This is a genomic window from Arthrobacter rhizosphaerae (genome assembly GCF_023062595.1).
In the GTDB taxonomy this organism is placed as follows: Bacteria; Actinomycetota; Actinomycetes; order Actinomycetales; family Micrococcaceae; genus Arthrobacter; species Arthrobacter rhizosphaerae.
In genome coordinates this window covers 126,281-148,464 of sequence record NZ_JALLAN010000011.1, presented here as the reverse complement: position 1 = coordinate 148,464, position 22,184 = coordinate 126,281, and the positions used below count along the sequence as shown (strand labels likewise).

At 62.6% G+C, this 22,184-nt stretch carries 20 protein-coding genes; 9 read left to right on the top strand and 11 right to left on the bottom strand.

Features of this window, described 5'->3' with window-relative positions; genetic code table 11:
* The first annotated feature begins 79 nt into the window (after positions 1 to 79).
* Both MU551_RS15655 and MU551_RS15650 read left to right on the top strand, forming a co-directional pair.
* Complete coding sequence (locus MU551_RS15655; protein WP_247046161.1) at positions 80 to 1,453, top strand: M23 family metallopeptidase; 1,374 nt, start codon at positions 80 to 82, stop codon at positions 1,451 to 1,453.
* 157 nt (positions 1,454 to 1,610) lie between these two features.
* Positions 1,611 to 2,540, top strand: coding sequence for a phosphodiesterase (locus MU551_RS15650; protein ID WP_247046160.1), 930 nt, complete (start codon positions 1,611 to 1,613; stop codon positions 2,538 to 2,540).
* 114 nt (positions 2,541 to 2,654) lie between these two features.
* Here the strand turns inward: MU551_RS15650 and MU551_RS15645 are convergent, their stop codons facing one another.
* Together MU551_RS15645 and MU551_RS15640 are read right to left on the bottom strand one after the other, a co-directional pair.
* Positions 2,655 to 4,070, bottom strand: coding sequence for a stealth family protein (locus MU551_RS15645; protein WP_247046159.1), 1,416 nt, complete (start codon positions 4,068 to 4,070; stop codon positions 2,655 to 2,657).
* Between the two features lie 278 nt (positions 4,071 to 4,348).
* The gene (locus MU551_RS15640; protein WP_247046158.1) at positions 4,349 to 5,266 is read right to left on the bottom strand and encodes a Cof-type HAD-IIB family hydrolase; all 918 of its coding nucleotides are present in this window, start codon (positions 5,264 to 5,266) and stop codon (positions 4,349 to 4,351) included.
* A 147-nt stretch (positions 5,267 to 5,413) separates the two neighbouring features.
* On the opposite strand from MU551_RS15640, the gene MU551_RS15635 reads away from it, so the two are divergent.
* Entirely contained in the window at positions 5,414 to 5,713 is a 300-nt protein-coding gene (locus tag MU551_RS15635; RefSeq protein WP_247046156.1) for a type II toxin-antitoxin system VapB family antitoxin, read from the top strand.
* Positions 5,706 to 6,371, top strand: a complete 666-nt coding sequence (locus MU551_RS15630) for a LytR C-terminal domain-containing protein (RefSeq protein WP_247046154.1) — start codon at positions 5,706 to 5,708, stop codon at positions 6,369 to 6,371. Before MU551_RS15635 ends, MU551_RS15630 begins: the two co-directional genes overlap by 8 nt.
* Positions 6,372 to 6,468: 97 nt before the next feature.
* Here the strand turns inward: MU551_RS15630 and MU551_RS15625 are convergent, their stop codons facing one another.
* On the bottom strand, positions 6,469 to 7,104 hold the full coding sequence (locus MU551_RS15625) for a TetR/AcrR family transcriptional regulator (RefSeq protein ID WP_247046153.1): 636 nt from the start codon (positions 7,102 to 7,104) through the stop codon (positions 6,469 to 6,471).
* Between the two features lie 135 nt (positions 7,105 to 7,239).
* On the opposite strand from MU551_RS15625, the gene MU551_RS15620 reads away from it, so the two are divergent.
* Positions 7,240 to 7,440 carry a hypothetical protein gene (locus MU551_RS15620; RefSeq protein WP_247046205.1) on the top strand — a complete coding sequence of 67 codons (201 nt, stop codon included), beginning with the start codon at positions 7,240 to 7,242 and terminating at the stop codon, positions 7,438 to 7,440.
* Between the two features lie 115 nt (positions 7,441 to 7,555).
* Here the strand turns inward: MU551_RS15620 and MU551_RS15615 are convergent, their stop codons facing one another.
* The 6 genes from MU551_RS15615 to MU551_RS15590 all read right to left on the bottom strand — a co-directional run bounded on the left by MU551_RS15615 (position 7,556) and on the right by MU551_RS15590 (position 13,095).
* Positions 7,556 to 8,287, bottom strand: coding sequence for a DsbA family oxidoreductase (locus tag MU551_RS15615; RefSeq protein WP_247046152.1), 732 nt, complete (start codon positions 8,285 to 8,287; stop codon positions 7,556 to 7,558).
* Between the two features lie 79 nt (positions 8,288 to 8,366).
* A complete protein-coding gene (locus tag MU551_RS15610) occupies positions 8,367 to 8,903 on the bottom strand; it encodes a GNAT family N-acetyltransferase (RefSeq protein WP_247046151.1) in 537 nt (178 codons plus the stop codon).
* A gap of 47 nt (positions 8,904 to 8,950) precedes the next feature.
* Positions 8,951 to 9,952 carry a sugar phosphate isomerase/epimerase family protein gene (locus tag MU551_RS15605; RefSeq protein ID WP_247046150.1) on the bottom strand — a complete coding sequence of 334 codons (1,002 nt, stop codon included), beginning with the start codon at positions 9,950 to 9,952 and terminating at the stop codon, positions 8,951 to 8,953.
* 1 nt (position 9,953) lies between these two features.
* Complete coding sequence (locus MU551_RS15600) at positions 9,954 to 11,180, bottom strand: Gfo/Idh/MocA family protein (RefSeq protein ID WP_372489872.1); 1,227 nt, start codon at positions 11,178 to 11,180, stop codon at positions 9,954 to 9,956.
* A complete protein-coding gene (locus tag MU551_RS15595) occupies positions 11,177 to 12,349 on the bottom strand; it encodes a Gfo/Idh/MocA family protein (RefSeq protein WP_247046149.1) in 1,173 nt (390 codons plus the stop codon). Before MU551_RS15595 ends, MU551_RS15600 begins: the two co-directional genes overlap by 4 nt.
* Positions 12,346 to 13,095, bottom strand: a complete 750-nt coding sequence (locus MU551_RS15590; RefSeq protein ID WP_247046148.1) for a sugar phosphate isomerase/epimerase family protein — start codon at positions 13,093 to 13,095, stop codon at positions 12,346 to 12,348. The genes MU551_RS15595 and MU551_RS15590 overlap by 4 nt, the downstream gene beginning before the upstream one ends.
* A 139-nt stretch (positions 13,096 to 13,234) precedes the next feature.
* Between MU551_RS15590 and MU551_RS15585 the strand changes: the two genes are divergently transcribed.
* Together MU551_RS15585 and MU551_RS15580 are read left to right on the top strand one after the other, a co-directional pair.
* The gene (locus MU551_RS15585) at positions 13,235 to 14,446 is read left to right on the top strand and encodes an ROK family transcriptional regulator (protein WP_247046146.1); all 1,212 of its coding nucleotides are present in this window, start codon (positions 13,235 to 13,237) and stop codon (positions 14,444 to 14,446) included.
* Positions 14,447 to 14,620: 174 nt separating this feature from the next.
* Positions 14,621 to 15,787, top strand: coding sequence for an MFS transporter (locus tag MU551_RS15580; RefSeq protein ID WP_247046144.1), 1,167 nt, complete (start codon positions 14,621 to 14,623; stop codon positions 15,785 to 15,787).
* A 79-nt stretch (positions 15,788 to 15,866) separates the two neighbouring features.
* On the opposite strand, the gene aceB is transcribed toward MU551_RS15580, so the two are convergent.
* Positions 15,867 to 17,528, bottom strand: coding sequence for a malate synthase A (gene aceB, locus MU551_RS15575; RefSeq protein ID WP_247046143.1), 1,662 nt, complete (start codon positions 17,526 to 17,528; stop codon positions 15,867 to 15,869).
* A 93-nt stretch (positions 17,529 to 17,621) separates the two neighbouring features.
* Positions 17,622 to 18,965, bottom strand: coding sequence for an isocitrate lyase (aceA, locus tag MU551_RS15570; RefSeq protein WP_247046142.1), 1,344 nt, complete (start codon positions 18,963 to 18,965; stop codon positions 17,622 to 17,624).
* Between the two features lie 168 nt (positions 18,966 to 19,133).
* On the opposite strand from aceA, the gene MU551_RS15565 reads away from it, so the two are divergent.
* Both MU551_RS15565 and MU551_RS15560 read left to right on the top strand, forming a co-directional pair.
* Positions 19,134 to 20,648, top strand: coding sequence for a helix-turn-helix transcriptional regulator (locus MU551_RS15565; protein WP_247046141.1), 1,515 nt, complete (start codon positions 19,134 to 19,136; stop codon positions 20,646 to 20,648).
* 250 nt (positions 20,649 to 20,898) lie between these two features.
* A complete protein-coding gene (locus tag MU551_RS15560; protein ID WP_247046140.1) occupies positions 20,899 to 22,176 on the top strand; it encodes a serpin family protein in 1,278 nt (425 codons plus the stop codon).
* Positions 22,177 to 22,184 lie beyond the last annotated feature (8 nt).

Below are 22,184 nucleotides of genomic sequence, written 5' to 3'. Positions count from 1 at the left end.
GCTCTATGCCCTGTGGTCCCATTGGTTAGTAAGTCCGCAGGTTTGGGGTTCGCGGACCGAGTCTTTTGGGAGTCCTTGAGTGGGAAATCACGCTTCAGCAACCGGGCCGGGCAGCCGGTCCAATGGCCCTTGCGCCCTTGCTGTCCGTATTTTGGGAGCAACAGTTACCGTTGGCCTGGCAGGCTTGGCCTTTGGGGTCCAGGGTCCCGGAAGTCAAGGACCAGCGGTCCCGACGGCGGCACTGGCAGCAGAGGGGTCCGGCGTCGCTGCCAGCGCGGGGGGTTCCGCCGAGGGAGAAGTCATTCATGCTCCCGTCGGCTTTACCGCCGATCCTGCCGCCCTTGTTTCCTTTAGCCGCTCCATTGTCAGGACAACGTCCAAAGACGGCAAGCATGAACTGAATGTCGCCATCCAGGACATGCGCCGCCCTCCGGCCGGTTCCCTCATGGCTCCCTTGGAGGTTTTGGTTCCCAGCTCACCATTCGGTCTCCGCACGAGCCCCCTGACCGGTATGCCCGGCGAATTCCATTGGGGGCAGGATTTTGCGGCTCCCTGCGGCACCCGCGTCTATTCTGCCGACGCCGGCGTGGTCCGGGCCGTAGGCTGGCATCTTTGGGGTGGCGGCAACAGGGTGGAGATCGATCACGGCAATGGCCTGATCACCACCTACAACCACCTTGAGGCAATCGCGGTCAAAAAAGGGGAATCCGTCCAGGTCGGTGAAGTCATTGCACGCGTGGGAACTACAGGTTCCTCCACAGGCTGCCACCTCCACTTTGAGACCATCCTCAACGGAAAGCATGCCAATCCGGCCGACTGGAAGCTTTTGCCCACCAAGCAGATGGACGACCTCGGCTTCCTTGAGATGGCCAGCTACGCACCAGGCCAGAAGCATCCCGATGGCGCCGAAACTCCCCAGTGGGCGATTCCCATAGCGGCGGATGGCGCGCACGAAGTTGACGGCGGACACGACCATTCTGATCCCGGTTCTGGCGACGGTACAGCAGGCCAGGATCCCAGCTCGCCTTCACCGAGTCCTTCGCCCGCGGAGCCAACACCGACACCGACGCCGACTCCCACACCGACGACACCGGCTCCCACACCGACGCCTACACCCACTCCGACAACTCCAGCTCCCACGCCCACGCCTACACCCACGACGCCGACTCCCACACCCACGACGCCGACAGAGCCGACGCTGACACCGACAGAGCCGACGCCGACACTGACACCGACAGAGCCGACACCAACATTGACACTGACCGAGCCGACGCCGACGGAGTCCACGCCGCCGGCGGCGACTGTTGAGCCCACTCCGACGCCCACGGTCAGCGCGGCGGCAGGGCCGAGCACTCCGACGGGGCCGGTGCCTTCGCCGACGTTGGAGGCGACTGCCTTGGCGTCCGTCCAACCGACGCTGACCCTGGAGCCAGTAGCCACCCCTACCCCTTAGCGAGCGAACGAATGTCTGATCCCTGCGGAGGCCAATAAATCAGGATTATTCAACATGCCAACCGGAGTTTGCACATTGTTTGCCTTAAGTCTGGTTGGATAAAGATTACTGAGAGGGACACTGGGAGCGCCGCTTCCAACCAACCACGAAGGCAGTAATGGAGCATATCGAGGCCGAACACCCCCGGCCACGTCATTTTCTACTCCACCTGAGCGACCCCCACCTGATGGGAGGTCCCGAACCCCTTTACGGCGCGATCGACAGTGAATCCCTTCTGGCCCAGCTCTTCGAGGAAGTACAGGCTTCGGGCGTGCGTCCTGAAGCGGTCATTTTTACCGGAGACCTCGCCGATAAGGGGGAGCCGGAGGCCTATGCCAAGCTCCGGGCCATCGTTGACCCGGCCTGCGAGGCCATGGGCGCACAGGTCATCTGGGCCATGGGAAATCACGACAACCGGGCCCATTTTCGCACCGGCCTGCTGGATCAGCCTGCAGATGACTCCCCGATAGACCGCAGCTACTACATCAACGGGCTCCGCGTCATCACCCTGGACACCTCCGTGCCGGGCTTCCATCACGGCGAACTAAGTCCGGCCCAGCTCGAGTGGCTTACCGACCAGCTGGAAACGCCGGCCCCGGATGGCACCATATTGGCTTTGCACCACCCGCCGGTCCCGTCCGTGCTGGACCTTGCTGTGCTCGTGGAACTGCGCAATCAGGCTTCCTTGGCCGCAGTTCTGCGTGGCTCGGATGTACGCACCATTTTGGCCGGCCACCTGCACTATTCCACTACGGCCAGCTTCGCCGGGATTCCTGTGTCCGTCGCCTCAGCGACGTGCTACACCCAGGACCTGAACGTTCCCGTCGGTGGTTCCCGCGGCAGGGACGGCGGACAGGCATTCAATCTGGTCCATGTCTATGAACACACCATCGTTCACTCCGTGGTTCCGCTGGGGCAGACACCCACTGTTGGTGAATTCGTCAGCGCGGAGGATACCCGGAAGCGGCTCGCAGCAGCCGGCATCGTAATCCCCGAAAAGGCAAAAACCCAGGGAGTTACGAAGCCCAAGGTCGTCACCAGCCCCTGACATAGCCCAGTGGGCTTCCATCCCGCTCGACCCGCGCGAACTGGCAGGCAATGCCCTCAAATTCACATTTGAGGGCATTGCCTGCCAACTCGTTCCCGAGGATTGCTGGGCGGCTTACTTCTCCCAGGGTGCTTTGATGGGGAAGTAGTTTTCCAGAAAGTCAGTAACAATGTCGGCGCGCTCATCCGCGGGGACCTCAGGGAAGCTGCCGTCGTTGAGGCAGAAGAAATCCATGTTCCGCTTGGCCAAGAGCTTGGGGAGATAGTTCAGCCCTGCCCGGACAGTGGTGTCGATGTAGCGGACCTTGGCGGCTGTCTGTGTGGTGGCCTTGCCGGTCAACAGCGCGTAGTAGTGGTAGAAGGAGTTGGTCACCGAGATATTGTCGGCCGCCCGGAAAACGCTGGCCGCCGTCTTGGTGAATTCGTCAGGGAATTCCTTCTCCATCCGGGCCACCACGCTACGCCGCAGAGGGGCTGCGGTATGTTCCAGATGCCTGGTGGTGATCCGGCCGAAGCGGTTCCAGAGAAGCTTCCGGTTGACCCGAGCGGCGTTTTCGAAGCCGCTGCGCTCGGCGTCGTTATCACCCAGGCCGATACGGGTCTCTGCTTCGATGAACTTGGTGATTCCCCCCGGCGTGAAGAACATGTCCGGTGCCACTGACCGGCCGAAGAACATGTCGTCGTTGGAATACAGGAAGTGCTCGGACAGGCCCTCGATGTGGTGCAGCTGGCACTCGACTGCCTGGGAGTTGTGCGTGGGAAGCACGGACGAGTCAGCAAAGAATTCCTCGCTGCGCACGATCGTGACCGTCGGGTGGTCTGCCAACCAGGCAGGTGCCGGCGAGTCAGTGGCAATAAAGATCCGCCGCACCCAGGGCGCGAACATGTAGACGGAGCGGAGAGCGTACTTCAGCTCGTCGATCTGCCTGAACCGGGCCTCGTGGTCATCACCCTCGCCCAGCACGGCTCCCGCCATCCGGGCACGCCGGGCGGCGATGTACTCCGGGGAGTTGCCGTCCACCCAGGAGAACACCATGTCGATGTCAAAGCTGATATCGCTTGCATGGTCCGCGAACATGTTTTCGATAGTGGGCCAGGTGTGGCCATACCGCTCCACGGTGCCGCGGACTGCGTCCTGTGTTAGCAGTGTGCGCCTGGTGAGCGAGTTCTCGATCGGCAGGATCAGCTGGTTGCCTTCGAAGCTCCACAGTTCCAGCTGTACGCCTGCAGAGGCGCCGAATTCGAAGCCGCCCTCAGGCTCAACGCGCGGACGGTACATGCGGAAGATCCTCGCCTGGCGGTTGGTGGACAACTCTCCATCCGCGACCAGCACTGAGGACTTTTTCTTGGCGTCCACTGTCATGGAATAGAAAGGCTCATCCAGGCAGGCTTCGACGAGTGCGGAACGGAGCGTCTTGCGGTCCTTCCAATCCAGGGCGATGACCGGACGGTCATTGTTGCCGCGGACCAGCAGATAGTCCAGACCGGCGGACGCCAGCACATTGCGCAGGAACAGTAGATCCTCCACCATCGCCTGATACGGCGTCCGGTTGGAGTTGATGAGGGCATAACGGCCCCTGTGCCTGATGACATCGGGGCGGTTCTTGAGGCGGGCGACAGCAGCCGGCGACGTTATTTCCGGATGGCTCCGGACATCGTCGGATGGCTGGCTGCCGTAGTAGATCTCATCCTGGACCAGTGCGTCTGTAATGGCGATTCTCCGAGCTGTTTAATACGAGGGGTTCTACCTGCATAATAACGGAGAACAAAAAACGCGAGTCAAACATCGATTGGGCGGCAAGTACGGGTTCAGGTGGTCAGTGCCTCCCGCCAGCCGCGCAGGAAAGCACCCCCGGCGTCGTCGTGAATGACTGTGCTGTCAAGCCCCAGGTTCTCAGCGGTGAGGATCTCGTACGGCTTCTCAGGAACGCCGTCCGCCGGACGGACGTCCACGTGCTTCACAGGGTGGTCATTGTGGTGGAGCCAGTCGGCCATGGCGTAGTCGGTCCGGGAATCTCCGACAGTCCGCCACGCCTGAGGCGTGATGCCCTGGGCCGCCAACAGCTCAACAGCCCGGCTTGCCCCCAGATCCTTGCCCAGGCGGATGGACTCGATATCCGTGGAGATGATGGTGGGATCCACGCGGTAGTCCACCTGGTCGTCCGAATCCGGTTCATGGTGGTCCAGCCGAACGACACCCAGGCCGTGCCTGACCATGAGCTCCATGGCATCCGCGTCGAAGAGTTTCTGTTCATCAAGATAATCGGCACTGGGCACGTCTATGTGCTGTTCCACCGAAACCATTGCCCGCTTGGTCTCGTCGAAGAACATATGCCTGGCGTAGTCCTCCGCCACCATACGACGGACGTCGTCACCGTAGGCCTGGGGAACGGCCAGCTCCCGGTCCACATGGATGGGGCCAGGGCCGTCGGCGGTGTAGCTGAACCAGACGGCCCCCTTCTCGCAGATGGCATGGATGATGGTTCCGGCAGGGATCCCGGCGGCGATCATGGGAACCATGACCTGTTCCCGAATGAAGGCATCCGAGCGGCCCGTGTTGAAAACGACCGGAATTCCGGCGGTGGCCAGGGCGACGAGGTCCTCAATAATTTCCGCCTTGACGTTGCGGGTGACAGGACTTGCCACAGGACCGTCGACGTCGAGCAGCAGGGCCAGTGGGGGAGTCGACGGCGGGGCAGCGGCCACGGGAGTCTCGGGTACAGTCATGCCACCCATTGTGTCAGCCGACCCGTACGAGATGCGTTCTGCGCGACGAACGTTGCACCCATGAGGAATGGTCACTGTTTGGCTACAACCTGTCCGCGGCGAGGGTCACTCATTCCGTTGGAGCTGCTTCTTCCATAGGCTTGCAGAGTGATATTCAAAGCTGTGGGCGAGGGACGCCCTTACCCCGACCATGGTTACAACACGCCCAAAGCATGGGCTGCTCTTCCTCCGCGCCCCGTCCGCCTCGACGAGCTCGTGACCACCAAGCGGACCCTGGATCTTGAAGCCCTGCTGGCCGAGGATTCAACGTTTTTCGGTGACCTTTTTCCCCACGTGGTGGAGTACCGGGGCGTGCTGTACCTGGAGGACGGGCTGCACCGGGCAGTCCGAACCGCACTTCATCAGCGGAACGCCATTCACGCCCGCGTGCTGGTGATAGATGGCTAAGAAACCGCACGATCCGTCTCTACTCCACGGGCACCACGTGGTGACAGGCCCCGAACTGCGGGCCACGCTAATTGAACATGACGAGCGCCAATCGAAGCCCATCAGGGTGCGCCGGAGGATCATTCACGGCGTGGTCTTGGTACTGCTCATGGCGCTTATCGCCAGCGGAGTGGTGGTGGCCGTGGCCATCATGAGAGGGCAGGTCACCATCGCGACGGCGGAGCCCAGCAAGGAACCGGTGACGCTGTGCCCGACGGCCATCCACGACTACACGCCGAATGAAAAAGTGAATCTGAATGTCTTCAACGGCACCAGCCGCGCCGGACTTGCCAGGACCGTTGCGGACGAGTTCCTGGCCCGGAAATTCGTCGTCGGAAACGTGGGGAACCAGGAAACAGGGTTCCGTGGCGTTGCCGCGGTCGTGTCGGGATCGGCCGGCCAATCAGCCGCCTTTACTGTCCAGCGCAACCTGCCGGGCTCCGACTACTTCCAGGACAACCGGACGGACGCAAGCGTGGATGTCATCCTGACCAACGACTACAAGGCACTCACGCCACCGGAACTTGTTGACCAGACACCAGGAAAGCTCAGCTGCCCGCGGGAAACCCGGCGCATCGTGGACGATTCCAAGTGGCCTGTTGTCCCGCCGGCCGGCTGACCCTGCGGGCTGGCCCCCAGCTCCATTTCGACGGTTCCCTGCAGGCTAGACGTTCCGAAACATCGAGTGGGCAGGGAACCGTCGAAATGGCCGCAACCTAGGCCGCGGGTTGGGTGACCCGGATGGGCCGCCTGCCGCCGTCGCTGTCGAACCTTGCCCCGGCACCCAACTGAATGAACCGTACGGTCCGATCGATGGCGTCCACTGTTCCATCCCCGCGGGCGGCGCTGGAGGACAGCGTGCCATGAATCAGTTGCGCCAGCTGGATGACGTCGGCGGCGGGCAGGTACCCCTGTGCCATAGCTTCCCGCAGGATGTCCTGCAGAAGCACGCTCAGCTCTCCGACATGATCCGCCAGCCTCGCGAACGAGGCCGGGGAAAGCACAGCGCCCATTGCGGGGCCAGGCGGGAGATGGCGGCGGCTGAGGTCCTCCACCTGTGCCCTCACGTACAGTGCCAGCTGCTCCACAGGGTTGTCCAAGGACTGAAGTGATTCGCGGAGCCCGATGAGGAAGCGTTCTGTTTCATCCAGCGCGTAGGAGATCAGCAGTTCTTCGATGTCCGCGTAGTAGTTGTAGACCGCGGTTCGGCCGATGCCTGCGTGGCGGGCGACGTCGGTCATGGTGAGGCCGGGAAGCCCATGCGAAAACAGGAGCTCACCGAAGGCGGTCAGGATACGTCGTTGGGTTTCGGCACGTTGGGCGGCGTTTGTGGGCGCCGAAATCCTAGGCATACAGACACATTACCGTTATCTGTCAGCAAACTTCCCGACGGCCGACGGCGGACGGCGCCGGTACGGTGACAGCCCCTTTTGCTCTCCGGCAATTGGGAGGACGATTAAAGGGCATCCATCATAAGGAGGTCAGTGATGTGCTACGGATACAACAAGGATTTCGGGCGTGACACCAGGAAGGATGCCTCACGGAAACCTGAAGAGCGCCTGCAACCTGAAGAAAGGCCGGAACCTCGCGTTGAGGTGAAGGACTTCAAGTTCTGGGCCTTCCCCCGCCGCCATCGGGAGTTTTCTGATCCCGAGCCGGTAGTTGACCGCACACGCGAGAAGGTGTGATGGCCCCGGGAGGTCGAAGTGAAAAAGGAAGGCCCCGCGTTTGCGGGACCTTCCTTTTCAATTGGTGCCTTTGCAGTCCCTGCCTTTTCAGCGCCTGCTCAGATGGTGGCCTGGACTAAATGGCGCAACCGTCGGGACCGCAGACGACGCCGTCACTGTCCGTTGCGTTGTCCGCGGCACCTTCGTTGCCGGCAGCGACCATAACGAGCGGGTGGGATTCCTGCCAGCCCTGCTCCAGAGCTTGCCGGAAAGTCTCCACCGGCTGGGCTCCGGAGAGGCCGAACTTGCGGTCGATGACGAAGAAGGGGACGCCGCTGATGCCGAGGGCGCGGGCTTCGGCGAAGTCCTGACGGACGTCGTCGGCGAACTTGTCTGTAGCGAACAGCGCGGCCACCTCGTCGGCGTTGAGCCCTAACTCCAGTGCAACTGACGTCAGGTATTCGGTGCTGCCGATGTCCTTGCCTTGCTCGAAGTGCCCGCTGAGCAACCGCTCCTTTGCCGCGTCCTGCAGCCCATGGGCAGCGGCAAGATGGATGAGGCGGTGTGCTGTGAAGCTGTTGGCCACCACAATCGTGTCGAAGCGGAAATCCAATCCCTCGCCCTTGGCCTGCGCTGCAACGTGGTCAAACATCTGCGAAACCTGGGCCGCAGCCATGCCCTTGCGGGTGCTCAAATAGTCCAGTTCGGTGCCGTCGTAATGCTCCGGCAGGGAAGGATCCAGCTGGTAGCTGCGCCACTTCACCTCGATAGAGTCACGGTGGGGGAACTCGGCGAGGGCAGCTTCAAAGCGGCGTTTGCCGATGTAGCACCAGGGGCAGGCCACATCGGACCAGATCTCAATCTTCATGCTTGCCACAACCCCCGCGTCCCGGCACTCATTCCCATAACGGTCTATGGATTTGGTCACAGGGCGGGTTACACAGCGCTCAGGCTGGAAGCGAACGCTCCATCACGAAGTCGTGCTCCACGGTAGTGCCAAGCTTGAACGTTTTGGTCCCAACTTTGCTGAAGCCGGATTTTTCATAGAAGCGGATGGCCTTGGCGTTCTCGCTGTTGACGCCCAGCCAGAGTCCCTTGGCGCCTGCTGCCGCGGCGGATTCCACTGTTGCGTGCATCAACTCGGCAGCAGCCCCTAGCCCGTGGTGGTCCGGATGCAGGTAGCACTTGCTGAGCTCTGTGGACGGCAGCAGGTTCAGCGCCGCGGCAACCTCCGGATCCTGTGCCGGCCGGGCGACGAGCATGCTGTAGCCCCGCAATTCGCCGCCCGCTTCGACCACCAGGATGGTGATATCCGGGTCAGCCGCATAGGCACGAAAGTGCTTCTCGCTGAGCGTGTTCGCCAGGTGCGCGGCGATGTCCGTGGGTGAAGCACCCGGCGGGCAGGCCAGCGGAAAGGTAACGCCGGCCAGCTCTGCCAGCCGGCCGGCGTCGTCCTCTGTTGCTTTTCGAATGATGTGCGCCATACCAAAAACTCTAGCCCGGAAGGCCGCGGTCTCAGTTCCCGTAGAGGTCAGTCCTTGCTGCTGAAGGCGGCATCAAACGAGGTGCTCGATGCCGGGAAGTCGAACTTCTTGAGGGCGGCGAGGGCCTCGGGGGCGCCGTGGAGGCGGTCCATGCCGGCGTCCTCCCATTCGACGGAGATGGGCCCGTTGTAGCCGATCGCGGTGAGGGCGCGGAAGGAGGATTCCCAGGGGACGTCGCCCCGGCCTGCAGAGACGAAGTCCCAGCCGCGGCGCGGGTCGCCCCAGGGCAAGTGGGAGCCCATGACGGTGTTCCGGCCGGTGAACCGGAGCTTGGTGTCCTTGCAGTCCACGTGGTAGATCCGGTCCTTGAAGTCCCAGATGAAGGAGACGGGATCGATGCCCTGCCACATGAAGTGGGACGGGTCCCAGTTCAGGCCAAAGGCTTCGCGGTGCCCGATGGCCTCGAGGGTCCTGACGGTGGTCCAGTAATCGTAGGCGATTTCGGAGGGGTGGACTTCGTGGGCGAACCGGACGCCGCACTCGTCAAAGACGTCAAGGATGGGGTTCCACCGGTCGGCAAAGTCCTGGTACCCGGCCTCGATCACCTTTTCCGGGACCGGTGGGAACATTGCCACGTACTGCCAGATGGAGGACCCGGTAAACCCGACGACGGTGTTGACACCGAGGGCCTGGGCGAGCCGTGCGGTGTGTTTCATTTCCTCGGCGGCGCGTTGGCGGACGCCCTCGGGTTCCCCGTCTCCCCAGACCCTCGACCCGACGATGGCCTCGTGGCGGAAGTCGATGGGGTCATCGCACACGGCCTGGCCCTTGAGGTGGTTGGAGATGGCCCAGACCTTCAGGTTGTACTTCTCCAGGACCGCGAGTTTGGACTCGACGTAGCCGGGCTCATCCCAGCGCCAAGCATCCAGGTGGTCTCCCGAAACGGCGATTTCCAGGCCGTCATAGCCCCAGCCGGAGGCCAGCTTCGCGACCTCTTCAAACGGAAGGTCAGCCCACTGGCCGGTAAACAGCGTGTAAGGGCGCGGCATGTCAGGCTCCTTCAAGGGTGGTGGAGCCGGCCGGTGGTCCGGTCAGCTGGATGATTGAACTTTTGGCGGCGGAGCTTTCCTCCACGGCACTGAGGACGCGTTGAACGGCGAGGCCTTCCTCGAACGACGGCGACGGTTCAGTTCCGCTGCCGATCGCAAGAAGAAAATCACGGATCTGGTGGGTAAAGGAATGCTCCCACCCGAGCACGTGACCCTGCGGCCACCAGGCTCCAAGGTAAGGATGCTCCGGTTCATTGACCAGGATTCTCCGGAAGCCCTGCTCCCGGACGGGCACCGTGGAATCCAGGAAGCTGAGTTCGTTGAGGGACTCAAGGTCGAACAGCAGCGCACCCTTCTCTCCGTAGATCTCAAGTTTTAGAGAGTTCTTCTGGCCAGTAGCCACCCGGGAGACTTCCACGGAAGCGATTGCTCCCGAGGCGAGGTTCAGCGTGGCCCAGACGGCGTCGTCGACCGTCACTTCTTCCAAGCCGCCGTCCAAACCGGTCCCCGGCCGGTGAGTCGTGAAGGTGTGGGTGCGGCCGGAGACCTCGATGACCTGGTCAGCGAGGAGAAACAGCACCTGGTCGATAGCGTGGGAGGCGATATCGCCTAAAGCACCCGATCCCGCCTTGTCCTTCCGGAGCCGCCACGTCATGGGTGCCTCCGGATCCGCGAGCCAGTCCTGAAGATAGGCCGCACGGACGTGCCGGATGTTTCCCAGCCTGCCCTCGGCGATCAACTCCCGGGCCAGGGCCAGGGCAGGGATACGGCGGTAGTTGAAGCCGATCATCGACTGCACGCCCTGAGCGCGGGCTGCCTGGGCGGCTTCCGTCATGGCCTGGGCCTCACCGAGAGTGTTGGCGAGCGGCTTTTCGACGAGAACGTGTTTGCCGGCGTTGAGCGCCGCGATCGCGATCTCCGCATGCATAAAGCCCGGGGCACAGATGTCCACGATGTCGATGTCGTCCCGGTCCAGAACGGCACGCCAGTCGGTTTCCGATCCCGCCCAGCCGTATGTGGCAGCGGCCGCAGCCACACCCTCTGCGTCCCGGCCCACCAGCACCTTGCGCTCGAAGGCGGGGACGTCGAAGTAGCTGGCGACATTCCGCCAGGCGTTCGAATGCGCCTTGCCCATAAACGCATAGCCGATCATTGCCACACCCAGAGTTTTGGATTCCGGGCGCGTGCCGCTGTGCGAATTGTCGGTATGGCGTTCTTGTGAAGTCATGGTGTGCCTTCCGAGAGAGTGGGGGCTTCCGGTGCCCAATCCTCGGGGAGGGCCTCGGATGCCTGAGCGGAGCTTTCGACGTCGACGAAGGCACCTGTTTCCATGGATTCGGTGATCGAGACCATGGTGTCAAGGACGTGGTACGCCAGTGCGCCGGTTGCCCGGTGCTGGACGCCGGCCCGGAGTGACCGGGCCATGTCCAGGACACCCATACCGCGGCCACTGGCAGGTCCGGTGGCCGGAACAGTTGTCCAATCCTCGTTCCCTGGCTTCCAGATACGGACATCGCCGTCGAAATGGTTCGGGTCAGGCAGTGAGATAGTGGCCTCGGTGCCGGTGATCTCTACAAAACCCGTGCGCACCCGCGGGGATTCAAAACTGAAGACACTGTGGGAGGATGCGCCGTTCGCAAATTGTGCCATGGCCGAGACGTGGGTTGGCACCTCCACGGTGAACTCCGCGCCGGCCTTGGGCCCCGAGCCGATGACCCGGACGTCCTTGGCTTTGGAGCCGACGGCGGCCACTTTCCGGATGGACCCGAACGCCTGGATCAGAGTGGTGAGGTAGTAGGGGCCCATATCGAACAGCGGGCCGGCGCCGTGCTGGAAGAGGAACGCGGGGTTGGGGTGCCAGGATTCCGGGCCGGATGTCTGGAACGTGGTCATGGCAGTGAGTGGCGTGCCGATATCGCCCCGTTCTATAAGCCGGAGCGCCGTCTGCAGTCCAGCCCCCAGGAACGTGTCCGGGGCGCAGCCTAGCCGGATCCCAGCGGCGTCGGCCGCTTTGAGCAGCCCGAGCCCGGATTCACGGTCCAGTGAAAAGGGCTTTTCGGTCCAGACGTGCTTTCCCGCCCGGACCGCTGCGGTTGCCACTTCCACGTGCGCGGCCGGAATGGTCAGATTCACGATGATTTCGACGTCGGGATGGTTCAGTGCCGCCTCAACCCCGCCCCACTCCGGGACGCTGTATTCCTTCGCCCGCTCTTGCGCGGCTTCTTCGAACAGGTCTGCGATGACGTGAACCTTCAGATCCGGGAAGACCGTCAGATTGTCCAGGTAGGCCTTGCTGATGTTTCCCGCGCCAATGACCGCTACGCCCACAGGACCCCTTCCCACAGGGCCTCTTCCGACTGGTCCGTTCCCGGTTACCGGAGTCTGCACCGCGCTCATCCTCGCACCTGGCCGGTTGCAGCCTTCTGGAGGTACGCCAGGCTCTGGGCAATGCCGTCGAAAATGTCACCGGCATAGTCGTCAAACTCAACGACGCCCACCTCAAGGGACTTTGCCGCAGCAATGATGTCCAGGACGGGAACCTGTCCCTGGCCTGCCGGCAGCTGCGCTTTTGTGTCAGCGGTAAGCGGGCCGTCCTTGATGTGGATGAGCCGCACGCGGTCACCCAGTCTGCCCAGGAGTTCAACGGGATCCTGGCCGCCCACCGCAACCCAGTAGGTGTCTACTTCCAGGACCACTTGGGGGTCCAGAAGGCCGGCGAAGTATTCAAGGGCCGTTTGGCCCTCGATCATGGACTCCAGTTCCCAGGCATGGTTGTGGTAGCCGACGCGCAGGCCGTACTCTGCCGCTTTCCTGGCTGCGGCGTTCAGCTGCGCGGCCGTGTCCTTGATGTCCTCGGCTGACTGCCACTTTTCCGCAAGGACGCAGGGTTCGATTACGGTTTCCATGCCGAGCGCCCTTGCGGCTGCAAAGATCTGATCCTGGTCCTGGCTGAGGAGGGGTGCGTGACCTGACGGTGCGGTGAGGCGGTTTTCCTCCAGAGCCGCACCCAGCTCCTTCGCGGTCGCCACGAAGTTATAGGGCTCCACTTGGGCGAACCCGATTTGAGCCACCTTCGCGATGGTGCCGGGGAGGTCCTCCTGTATGGCATTTCGCAGGGTGTAGAGCTGGATCGAATACGACATTGGATTCCTTTGCGGGAGTGTGCGTTATCTCAAATCCAAGCTAGGGGGACTTTCGTCGAACGTCAAGCAAAAGTTGGAAGTACATTGGCGGGCTTTAATCAGAATGACAGTTAGAAGCCCCCTGTGCTATCACTTATCTATGATGCCCACGCGTGGAAACGATGCGACCGCTCCTGAAATTGGCGGCAGCTTTGGGCGGGCCGGCGACCTTTTCCAGCTCCTGCGCGACGGCAAGCCGCGGACCCGGGCGGAGCTGGCCCTGATCACTGGGTTGGCGCGCTCCACCATTGCGTCCCGTATTGATGCTTTGATGCTTTCCGGACTGGTTGGGCCGGCAGGCGAGGCCAGTTCCAGCGGCGGCAGGCCGCCGTCGCGCTTTGCGTTCAACCCGTCCGCGCGCTCCATTCTGGCGGCCGATATCGGCGCCACTCACGTGATCGTTGCACTGACTGACCTCGCCGGGACGATCCTTGCCGAACGCCGGCTGTCCCTGGAGGTTTCCGAGGGCCCGGAACTCGTTCTTGGCCGGGTTGTGGAGGAAGGCAAGCTTCTGTTGGCCAAAGCCGGTGTGGGGACGGCGGCGCTGGCCGGCATCGGAATAGGCCTGCCGGGGCCTGTGGAACACGCCACCGGAAAGCCGGTCAAGCCGCCTATCATGCCGGGATGGGACGGGTACGACGTCGTCCGTTACGTTCAGCGCTCGTTGGCAGTACCGGTTCTGGTGGACAACGACGTCAACATCATGGCATTGGGGGAGCGGAACGCTTACTGGCCGGAGGAGGAGAACTTTCTCTTCATCAAAGTGGCCACCGGCATCGGTGCAGGGATCATCAGCAGCGGAACTCTCCAGCGTGGCGCTGACGGAACGGCCGGCGACCTCGGCCACGTCCGTGTTCCACGGGGCGATACCGTGCTGTGCCGCTGCGGAAACTACGGCTGCCTCGAAGCCCTCGCTTCCGGGCCCGCCGTTGCGGCAGAGCTCAGCGCCCACGGACTGGCTGCCCAAAAAGGCAGCGATGTGCTTGAGCTCGTGAATCAGGGAAACCCCCAGGCCATCCAGGCCTTGCGCCAGGCCGGCCGGGATGTCGGTGATGTGCTGGCAACCGTGGTTAACCTGCTCAACCCTTCGCTGATAGTCATTGGGGGGAGCCTGGGGCAGACAGGAGACCACCTCATGGCGGGTGTGCGCGAAGTGGTCTACCGGCGTTCGCTGCCGCTGGCCACCAGCCGCTTACGGATCGCCTCCTCCAAGGCGGGGGACCAGGCGGCGGTGCTCGGTGCCAGCCAGATGGTGACGCAGCACGTGCTGTCTCCATCCGTCGTCGAGGCAACCCTCCAGGCCATCGGCTAAGCTCGCAGCCGCCGGGTAAGCTGGCGGGCTCCTGCGGAGCGGCGGAAAGCTGCGACGAAGCCGCCGCTTGCTGCCCGGCGTGATAGCAATGGGAGTGATGAAAGCGATGACCCGTTCCCTGGCTCCGACCCAATGAGGGCGTCCCCCCTGTCGAAAGTACCTGTTCTTTCCAGGATGCCGCAGGGCTTGATACTGCTGGCCTGCATTGGCCTGATTGCCCTCAACATGCGTGGCCCGTTTGTCGCCGTCGCGCCAGTGGTTGGTGCGATGCAGCGGGAGTTGGGGTTCTCCGCCGTGGAACTGGGCCTGCTGACGGGCATCCCCGTGCTGTGCTTTTCGCTGGCTTCGCCCCTCGCATCCTTTGCCGCGCGCAGGTTCGGGGCGGAGTTCGCCATCACCTTGACCCTGCTGGGAGTCCTGGCAGGCGTCGTGCTCCGCTCGGCAGGAAGCGGCGTTCTGGTGATGGCTGGCACGGCAATCATCGGCATCGCCATCACCATTGGCAACATCGCCGTGCCCCTGATCATCCGCCGCGACTTTTCCCCCCGTCGTCAAAGTTCTGCGATGGGCATCTACACGGCGGCCCTCAACATTGGATCATTCCTCACGTCCGTGGTTACGGCTCCCATCGCCGAAGCAGTGGGCTGGAGGCTCGCGCTGGCAGCGACGGGGCTGTTCGCCGTGGCGGCGGTCGTGTTCTGGATCTTGGCGGTGGGAATGGGTGACGCGTTCCGCCCGCGTATGGCTGACACCGGTATCAGACCGGCGGCAACGGGACGCCCTGCGTCGCGTTGGATCACTGTGGGGCTGACTCTTGGCTTCGCGGGCCAGGCCTTCTCGTACTACGGCGTGACAGCCTGGCTGCCGACGCTGCTGGCTGACGAGCTTGGGATGGCGCCGGCGGCTGCCGGTGCCGGCTCCTCGCTGTTCCAGATCCTCGCCATTGTGGGGGGACTCGGGGTCCCGCTCGCAGCCAGGATTGCCAGTACGACGGCGGTGGCCGTCACCTTGGGATTGCTCTGGCTGGCCGTGCCCCTGGGGTTGCTGCTCGCGCCGGAACTGTGGTGGCTCTGGTGCTCCCTCGGAGGGGTGGCCCAGGGCGGAGGAATCACCATCATCTTTATCGCAATCATCAGGCTGGCACGGGATCAGGTATCGGCGGGAAGGATGTCGGCCGTGGTCCAGGGCACCGGCTACTGTTTCGCTGCCGTGGCCCCCACCCTGCTGGGCTACGTGCACGGACTTAGCGGCTCGTGGACTGTGCCGCTCCTGATGATCCTCGGCTCGGTATTGGCGTTCTTCCTTGGCACCACCCTTTCGGTCCGAAAGGCGCCGAAATAGTGGTGCTTCCGTTGCTGGGCTGCCTCCCGGCCATCGGGATGCCTGTTGCGAAGGGCGTGGCAGCCCAGCAGACGGAAAATCAGGCGGCGGAGAGTTCCTCTTCGCTCGCTTCTTCGCGGGCTTCGGTCAGGAAGCGGGCGTAGGCAGGCAGGGTCAGGAACGTGGGGAACTGGTCGCTGAGCGTGACTTCTTCGAAGATGTCACGGGCATCCGTGAAGCGGTCGCCATCGAAGCGTTCAAGCTTGGCGAACTCCTCATCGAGCAGATCCTCCACCCATTGGCGGGTGATGATTTCGCCGTGGTCCGTGATCGCGTGGGCATAGATCCACTGCCAGAGCTGGGAACGGGAAATTTCTGCCGTGGCCGCGTCCTCCATGAGGTTGTGGATGGCCACCGCGCCGTTACCGCGGAGCCAGGACTCGATGTAGCGGATGCCCACTTCGATGTTGTTCCTGATGCCGGTTTCAGTGATGGTGCCTTCAGTGGCTGCCACGTTGATAAGCGCGCGGTCGTCCGGGATCACGTCCTCACGGAGACGGTCCAGCTGGTTGCTGCGCTCGCCGAGTACGCCGTCGAACACTTCGCGACAGACGGGTACGAGGTCCGGGTGGGCTACCCAGGAACCGTCGAAGCCGTCGTTGGCTTCGCGGGTTTTGTCGGCGCGGACCTTTTCGAAGGCGTTGGCGTTGGCAACCTCATCCTTGCGGTTGGGAACGGCTGCTGCCATTCCGCCGATCGCCATGGCCCCGCGCTTGTGGCAGGCACGGACGAGTTGCTCCGTGTAGGCGCGCATGAAGGGTTGCGTCATGGTCACCTGGGCCCGGTCCGGGAGGACGAAGCGGGGCCCGCGGGTACGGAAGTTCTTGATGAGCGAGAAGATGTAGTCCCACCGGCCCGCGTTCAGTCCTGCAGCGTGATCACGTAGTTCGTAGAGGATTTCCTCCATTTCGAAGGCCGCAGTGATCGTCTCGATGAGCACGGTAGCGCGGATGGTTCCCTGCGGGATGTCCAGGAAATCCTGCGCCAGAATGAAGATGTCATTCCACAGCCTGGCTTCGAGCCGGTTTTCGATCTTGGGCAGGTAGAAGTAAGGACCTTTACCCTGGGCGATCAGTCGGCGGGCGTTGTGGAAGAAGTACAGCCCAAAGTCCACGATGCCGCCCGCGATGGGGACGCCGTCGATCAGCAGGTGCTTTTCGGGCAGGTGCCACCCCCTGGGGCGGACCACGATGGTGGGCAATTCCTCGGCAGGACGGAGCTTGTACTCCTTACTGCGTCCGTCGGAGGTACTCGTGAAGTCGATACGGCGTTCCATCGCATCCGTGAGGTTCAGCTGGCCCTGGATGACGTTGCGCCACGTCGGGGTGGAAGAGTCCTCCATGTCCGCAAGCCACACCTTGGCGCCGGAGTTCAGGGCGTTGATGGTCATCTTCTTGTCCACGGGCCCGGTGATTTCCACCCGCCGGTCCTCAAGGCCAGGCGCCGGGGGAGCAACCCGCCAGTTGGGATCATTGCGGATCTCTTCGGTCTCCTTCAGGAACCGCGGGTCCTGCCCCTTGGCGATCTGTCCCCGCCGGTCACGGCGCGCCTGCAGCAACTCCTGCCGCCGCTCAGCCGTGGCACGATGCAGTTTTGCAATGAAGGCCAGCGCGTCCGGTGTAAGAACCTCGTTCTGCCGGCAAATAGGCTGCGCGGTCAGAGAAATGCCATTAATGCTGAAACTGTCAGTGAAGGTGTTCATTTCATTCTCCTGGTCCAGGACCCAACTGGGTAGCAGTAGATGTCGTTTTGAGCCTCCAAAACGACACCTAGTGCTACTTACTTGGGGAAGTGGTTAGTGGAACTGGCCCTCTTCGGTCGATCCGACCAAGGCGAGGGTGGATGCGTTCGGGTTGAGCGCAGTGGCGATGTCATCGAAGTAGCCGGTGCCGACTTCGCGCTGGTGCTTGGTTGCGGTGTAGCCGCGGGATTCGGAGGCGAATTCCTTTTCCTGGAGTTCGACGTAGGCGCTCATACCTTCGCGGGCGTAGCCGTGGGCGAGGTCGAACATCGAGTAGTTCAGGGCGTGGAAGCCGGCCAGGGTGATGAACTGGAACGTGAAGCCCATGGCGCCGAGTTCACGCTGGAACTTGGCGATGGTGGCGTCGTCCAGGTGCTTGCGCCAGTTGAATGACGGCGAGCAGTTGTACGAGAGCATCTGGTCCGGGAACTCTGCCTTGACGGCCTCGGCGAACTTGCGGGCGAGCTCAAGGTCAGGGGTGCCTGTCTCCATCCAGATGAGGTCGGAGTACGGGGCGTAGGCCTTGGCCCGGGCGATGCAGGGTTCGATACCGTTTCGGACCTTGTAAAAGCCTTCCGGGGTGCGGACCGGCTGGCCGCCTTCGCGGAGGATGAATTCCTGGTCGCGCTCGTCGACGTCGGAGGTGATCAGGGTGGCTGCCTCGGCGTCGGTTCGGGCGATGACGACGCTCGGGGTTCCGGCGACGTCGGCCGCAAGGCGGGCAGCGTTCAGGGTGCGGACGTGCTGCTGGGTCGGGATGAGTACCTTGCCGCCGAGGTGGCCGCACTTCTTCTCCGAGGCGAGCTGGTCTTCCCAGTGCACACCCGACGCGCCGGCCTGGATCATGGATTTCATGAGCTCGTAGGCATTAAGGGGGCCACCGAAGCCGGCTTCGGCGTCGGCGACGATGGGGACCATCCAGTCCTCAACGGTCTGGATGCCTTCGGAGAATTCGATCTGGTCGGCCCGGAGCAAGGCGTTGTTGATGCGGCGGACCACTGTCGGGACAGAGTTGGCCGGGTACAGCGACTGGTCCGGGTAGGTGTGGCCCGAGTTGTTGGCATCAGCGGCGACCTGCCAGCCGGAGAGGTAGATAGCCCGAAGTCCCGCTTTGACCTGCTGCACTGCCTGGTTTCCGGTCAGGGCGCCCAGGGCATTGGTGTATTGGCCGGTCTTGTGCTCCTCGGTGAGCTGCTTCCAGAGTTTTTCCGAACCGCGGCGGGCCAGGGTGTGCTCTTCGGAGACACGGCCGCGGAGGCGGACGACGTCGGAGGCCTTGTAGTCCCGGGCCACACCTTCCCAGCGCGGGTTGGCGGCCCACTCGAGCTCCAGTGCGGCAGCCTGCTCGCTTGCCATGTCCTGGGCGGACGGCTGGGTGGGCTCAAATGCTGCAGTCATCTTTGTCTCCTTGGTTGTGCGGCGATATAGGCGCCGGAATTGGTTCCTCAGCCGGCCCGTTCTGCTCCGTTGCAGTCCGGGCCGGCCTTTCCGGTGCGGTGTTTCTTTCCGTGATCTCTACTTTTCTGCACTTACAAGACGCTTACTAGGGGTACTTGCTGGAAAGAAATGCAGTTCTTGCCGTATTCTTCAGAAATGCCTACTTCAAGCTGGAACCGGAAAGCCGCACCGCCGTCGTCGTCCGTTGCGGCCGGAGAACTGGACGTCATCAGCCTTGGGCGCCGCGTGCGCCACCTCCGTAAAGCGGCAGGTATGACGCTCGACGACGTCAGTGCCGCCGTCGGCACCGCCCCGAGCCAGCTGAGCCTTATCGAGAACGGCAAACGTGAACCCAAACTCGGGCTGCTGCAGCAGCTCGCGGCGGCGTTCAATGTGGGTATCGAGCAGCTGCTGGGAGCAGAGCCGCCCAACCGGCGGGCAGCCCTGGAGATCGAGCTGGAACGCTACCAGCGCAGCCCCATTTATGAGTCCCTCAATCTGCCCAAAATCCGTATCAGTTCGCGGCTTCCAATGGATGTGCTGGAGTCCATGGTCGGCCTGCAGCAGGAGCTGGAACGCAAGCTCAATGAGCAGATAGCGACGCCGGAAGAAGCCCGCCGCGCCAACGTTGAACTGCGTGCCATGATGCGTGAGCGGAACAACTATTTTCCGGAGTACGAGGCCGAGGCCCAGAAGGTGCTGGCGAACGTGGGGCACACGAGCGGTCCGCTGTCCCAACACGTCATTGCCGACATCGCCGCACACCTTGGATTCAGCCTGCACCACGTGGGCGATTTGCCCCATTCCACGCGCTCCGTGACAGATCTTAAGAACCGCCGAATTTATCTCACCCAGAACCAGCGGACGGATCACGACCCCCGCTCAGTGCTGCTTCAGGCGCTTGGACACTACGTGCTGGGCCATCAGACTCCGTCCAATTACGGGGACTTTCTGATGCAGCGGGTTGCCACCAACTACTTTGCTGCGGCGCTGATGCTCCCCGAGCAGGCCACCGTTGAGTTCCTGCAGAAGGCCAAGCAGGCCAAGGAAATCGCAGTCGAGGACATCAGGGATGCCTTCGCCGTTTCCTATGAAACAGCCGCACACCGTTTCACCAACCTCGCCACCGAGCACCTGGGCATCCGGACGCATTTCCAGAAAACGCACCAGAGCGGCATCATTTACAAGGCCTACGAGAACGACGGCGTGACCTTCCCCCAGGATCACACCGGCGCCATCGAGGGCCAGCCGTCGTGCAAATACTGGACGTCGCGGGTGGTGTTCGACGTTCCGGACAAGTTCCGCGCGTACAACCAATACACCGACACTCCCGCCGGAACCTACTGGTGCACCGCCCGGACCGAGCGTTCCGCCAGTGGCGAGTTTTCGCTCTCCGTGGGTGTGCCATATGCCCACGTGAAATGGTTCCGGGGACGGGACACCACTGAGCGCTCCAAGTCGGCATGCCCGGACGAAAGCTGCTGCAAACGCCCGCCGGCGTCGCTTGCTTCAGAGTGGGCGGGCAACGCCTGGCCCTCGGCGCGGGCGCACTCGCACCTTTTGGCTGCGATGCCTCCTGGCGCCTTCCCTGGCGTGGACGAAACTGAGGTCTACAGCTTCCTGCAGGCACACTCGGGGAGCTAGTTCTCCACGCCCGCCCCTCCGGACGCTCCCTCACGTTTCGCGGGTTCTCGGCTTCAAGGGGTCGTTTACGTTGCGAAAGGTGAGGGAGCGTTGGCGTTTTGGTTGCGAAAGGTGAGGGAGCGTTGGCGTTTTGGTTGCGAAAGGTGAGGGAGCGTCGACACCAAAACGACAGCAAACCGTGACACTGTCGGCATCGTTCTCCGAAGCCCGAACTGATTGACTGAAAACCAAGGTGTCTGAGGGGGCAGCAGTGAAGAATTTTCTAGCGAAGATCTTAGCCGCGAGTGCAGCGGTGGCACTCACCGCATGTTCGTCGTCGTCGGCTCCGGAGCTGTTAAAAGCCGACGGCGTCACGCGGGTCTCCGTGGAGCGCGCCGACTATGAAACCCAGCTACGGCAGTACCGCGAATCAGGCCTGAGGCTCGGAACGGCACTCTTGGACGACGGCGGGGAGGGTGGTAACGGCAATGTGATCTCTTCGCCCGGTAGCCTGCTTATCGCCCTTGCCATGCTGCGTGCAGGCGCGTCCGGGGATACAGCGGCTGAACTTGACCGGGTCCTGGGGCTTCCGGCTGAGGGGCGGGACGAAGGCATGAATGCCCTGCTTGAGTCGTTGGAGAAGTTCGACGGCGATCCCGGGTCTGTAGATGAGGCAAACCCGCCCCGGACTCCCGTCATGCACGTTGCCAACGGGCTCTTCATTGACAAGAACGTTCCCACAGGTCCCGAGTACCTCAAGACGCTGGGGTTGCATTACGGCACGGGCGTCTACCCGGTGGATTTCCGCGATGAGGCAGTCACGGCTCCCGCCTTGGATGCCTGGGTGAACAAGAACACGGGGGGCCGGATCAAAAAGGCGCCCGCCGCATATGATCCGGAGAATACGTTCAGCCTGCTGAATGCGCTCTATTTTGCCTCGGCCTGGGATACGCCGTTTGATGCCAATGGAACCGCTGACTCACCGTTTACCAAGGCCGGCGGCGAAGAGGTCATGGTGCCCACTATGAACAATCTCGCAGAAATGGCCTATGCCGAAGGCCCTGGCTGGCAGGCTGTCGATCTTCCCTACGCCGAAGGGTTCGTGATGCGGCTTGTTTTGCCTGCGACGGGGACGTCGGGGGATTCCTCCCATGTTGGAACCGCGGAACTCTCGGAGATTGCCGACTCCCTGGATGGTGACGTGCCTGAAATGGTCCAGATTTCATTGCCCAAATGGGATCACAAGAGCAGTTTCGATTTGCGCAAAGTCTTCGAATCGCTCGGCTTGCAGGAGACTCTCAGTACCAGCAAGGACTTCGACAACATCCAGCCCGGAATGATCATCACCCAGGCAGCTCAGGCCGCGAACATCACCGTGGCCGAAAAAGGCACGGTCGCTGCCGCGGTCACCCAGATCAATGGTATGGCCACGAGCGCGCCGCCCATGCCGGAGCGTGTGATCCAGTTTGACCGGCCGTTCCATTACCAAATCATCCACGCCGAGACGGGACTGCCACTCTTTATCGGCAAGGTTGCCGACCCCCGCTGAGAGTCGTG

What these genes read in the sequence shown, in the direction of transcription:
- MU551_RS15650 (WP_247046160.1), top strand. Translation starts at nt 1,611, where the DNA reads ATGGAGCATATCGAGGCCGAACACCCCCGGCCACGTCATTTTCTACTC.
- MU551_RS15645 (WP_247046159.1), bottom strand. Translation starts at nt 4,070, where the DNA reads ATGGTGGAGGATCTACTGTTCCTGCGCAATGTGCTGGCGTCCGCCGGT.
- MU551_RS15640 (WP_247046158.1), bottom strand. Translation starts at nt 5,266, where the DNA reads ATGACTGTACCCGAGACTCCCGTGGCCGCTGCCCCGCCGTCGACTCCC.
- MU551_RS15630 (WP_247046154.1), top strand. Translation starts at nt 5,706, where the DNA reads ATGGCTAAGAAACCGCACGATCCGTCTCTACTCCACGGGCACCACGTG.
- MU551_RS15625 (WP_247046153.1), bottom strand. Translation starts at nt 7,104, where the DNA reads ATGCCTAGGATTTCGGCGCCCACAAACGCCGCCCAACGTGCCGAAACC.
- MU551_RS15620 (WP_247046205.1), top strand. Translation starts at nt 7,240, where the DNA reads ATGTGCTACGGATACAACAAGGATTTCGGGCGTGACACCAGGAAGGAT.
- MU551_RS15615 (WP_247046152.1), bottom strand. Translation starts at nt 8,287, where the DNA reads ATGAAGATTGAGATCTGGTCCGATGTGGCCTGCCCCTGGTGCTACATC.
- MU551_RS15610 (WP_247046151.1), bottom strand. Translation starts at nt 8,903, where the DNA reads ATGGCGCACATCATTCGAAAAGCAACAGAGGACGACGCCGGCCGGCTG.
- MU551_RS15605 (WP_247046150.1), bottom strand. Translation starts at nt 9,952, where the DNA reads ATGCCGCGCCCTTACACGCTGTTTACCGGCCAGTGGGCTGACCTTCCG.
- MU551_RS15600 (WP_372489872.1), bottom strand. Translation starts at nt 11,180, where the DNA reads ATGACTTCACAAGAACGCCATACCGACAATTCGCACAGCGGCACGCGC.
- MU551_RS15595 (WP_247046149.1), bottom strand. Translation starts at nt 12,349, where the DNA reads ATGAGCGCGGTGCAGACTCCGGTAACCGGGAACGGACCAGTCGGAAGA.
- MU551_RS15590 (WP_247046148.1), bottom strand. Translation starts at nt 13,095, where the DNA reads ATGTCGTATTCGATCCAGCTCTACACCCTGCGAAATGCCATACAGGAG.
- MU551_RS15585 (WP_247046146.1), top strand. Translation starts at nt 13,235, where the DNA reads ATGATGCCCACGCGTGGAAACGATGCGACCGCTCCTGAAATTGGCGGC.
- MU551_RS15580 (WP_247046144.1), top strand. Translation starts at nt 14,621, where the DNA reads ATGCCGCAGGGCTTGATACTGCTGGCCTGCATTGGCCTGATTGCCCTC.
- aceB (WP_247046143.1), bottom strand. Translation starts at nt 17,528, where the DNA reads ATGAACACCTTCACTGACAGTTTCAGCATTAATGGCATTTCTCTGACC.
- aceA (WP_247046142.1), bottom strand. Translation starts at nt 18,965, where the DNA reads ATGACTGCAGCATTTGAGCCCACCCAGCCGTCCGCCCAGGACATGGCA.
- MU551_RS15565 (WP_247046141.1), top strand. Translation starts at nt 19,134, where the DNA reads ATGCAGTTCTTGCCGTATTCTTCAGAAATGCCTACTTCAAGCTGGAAC.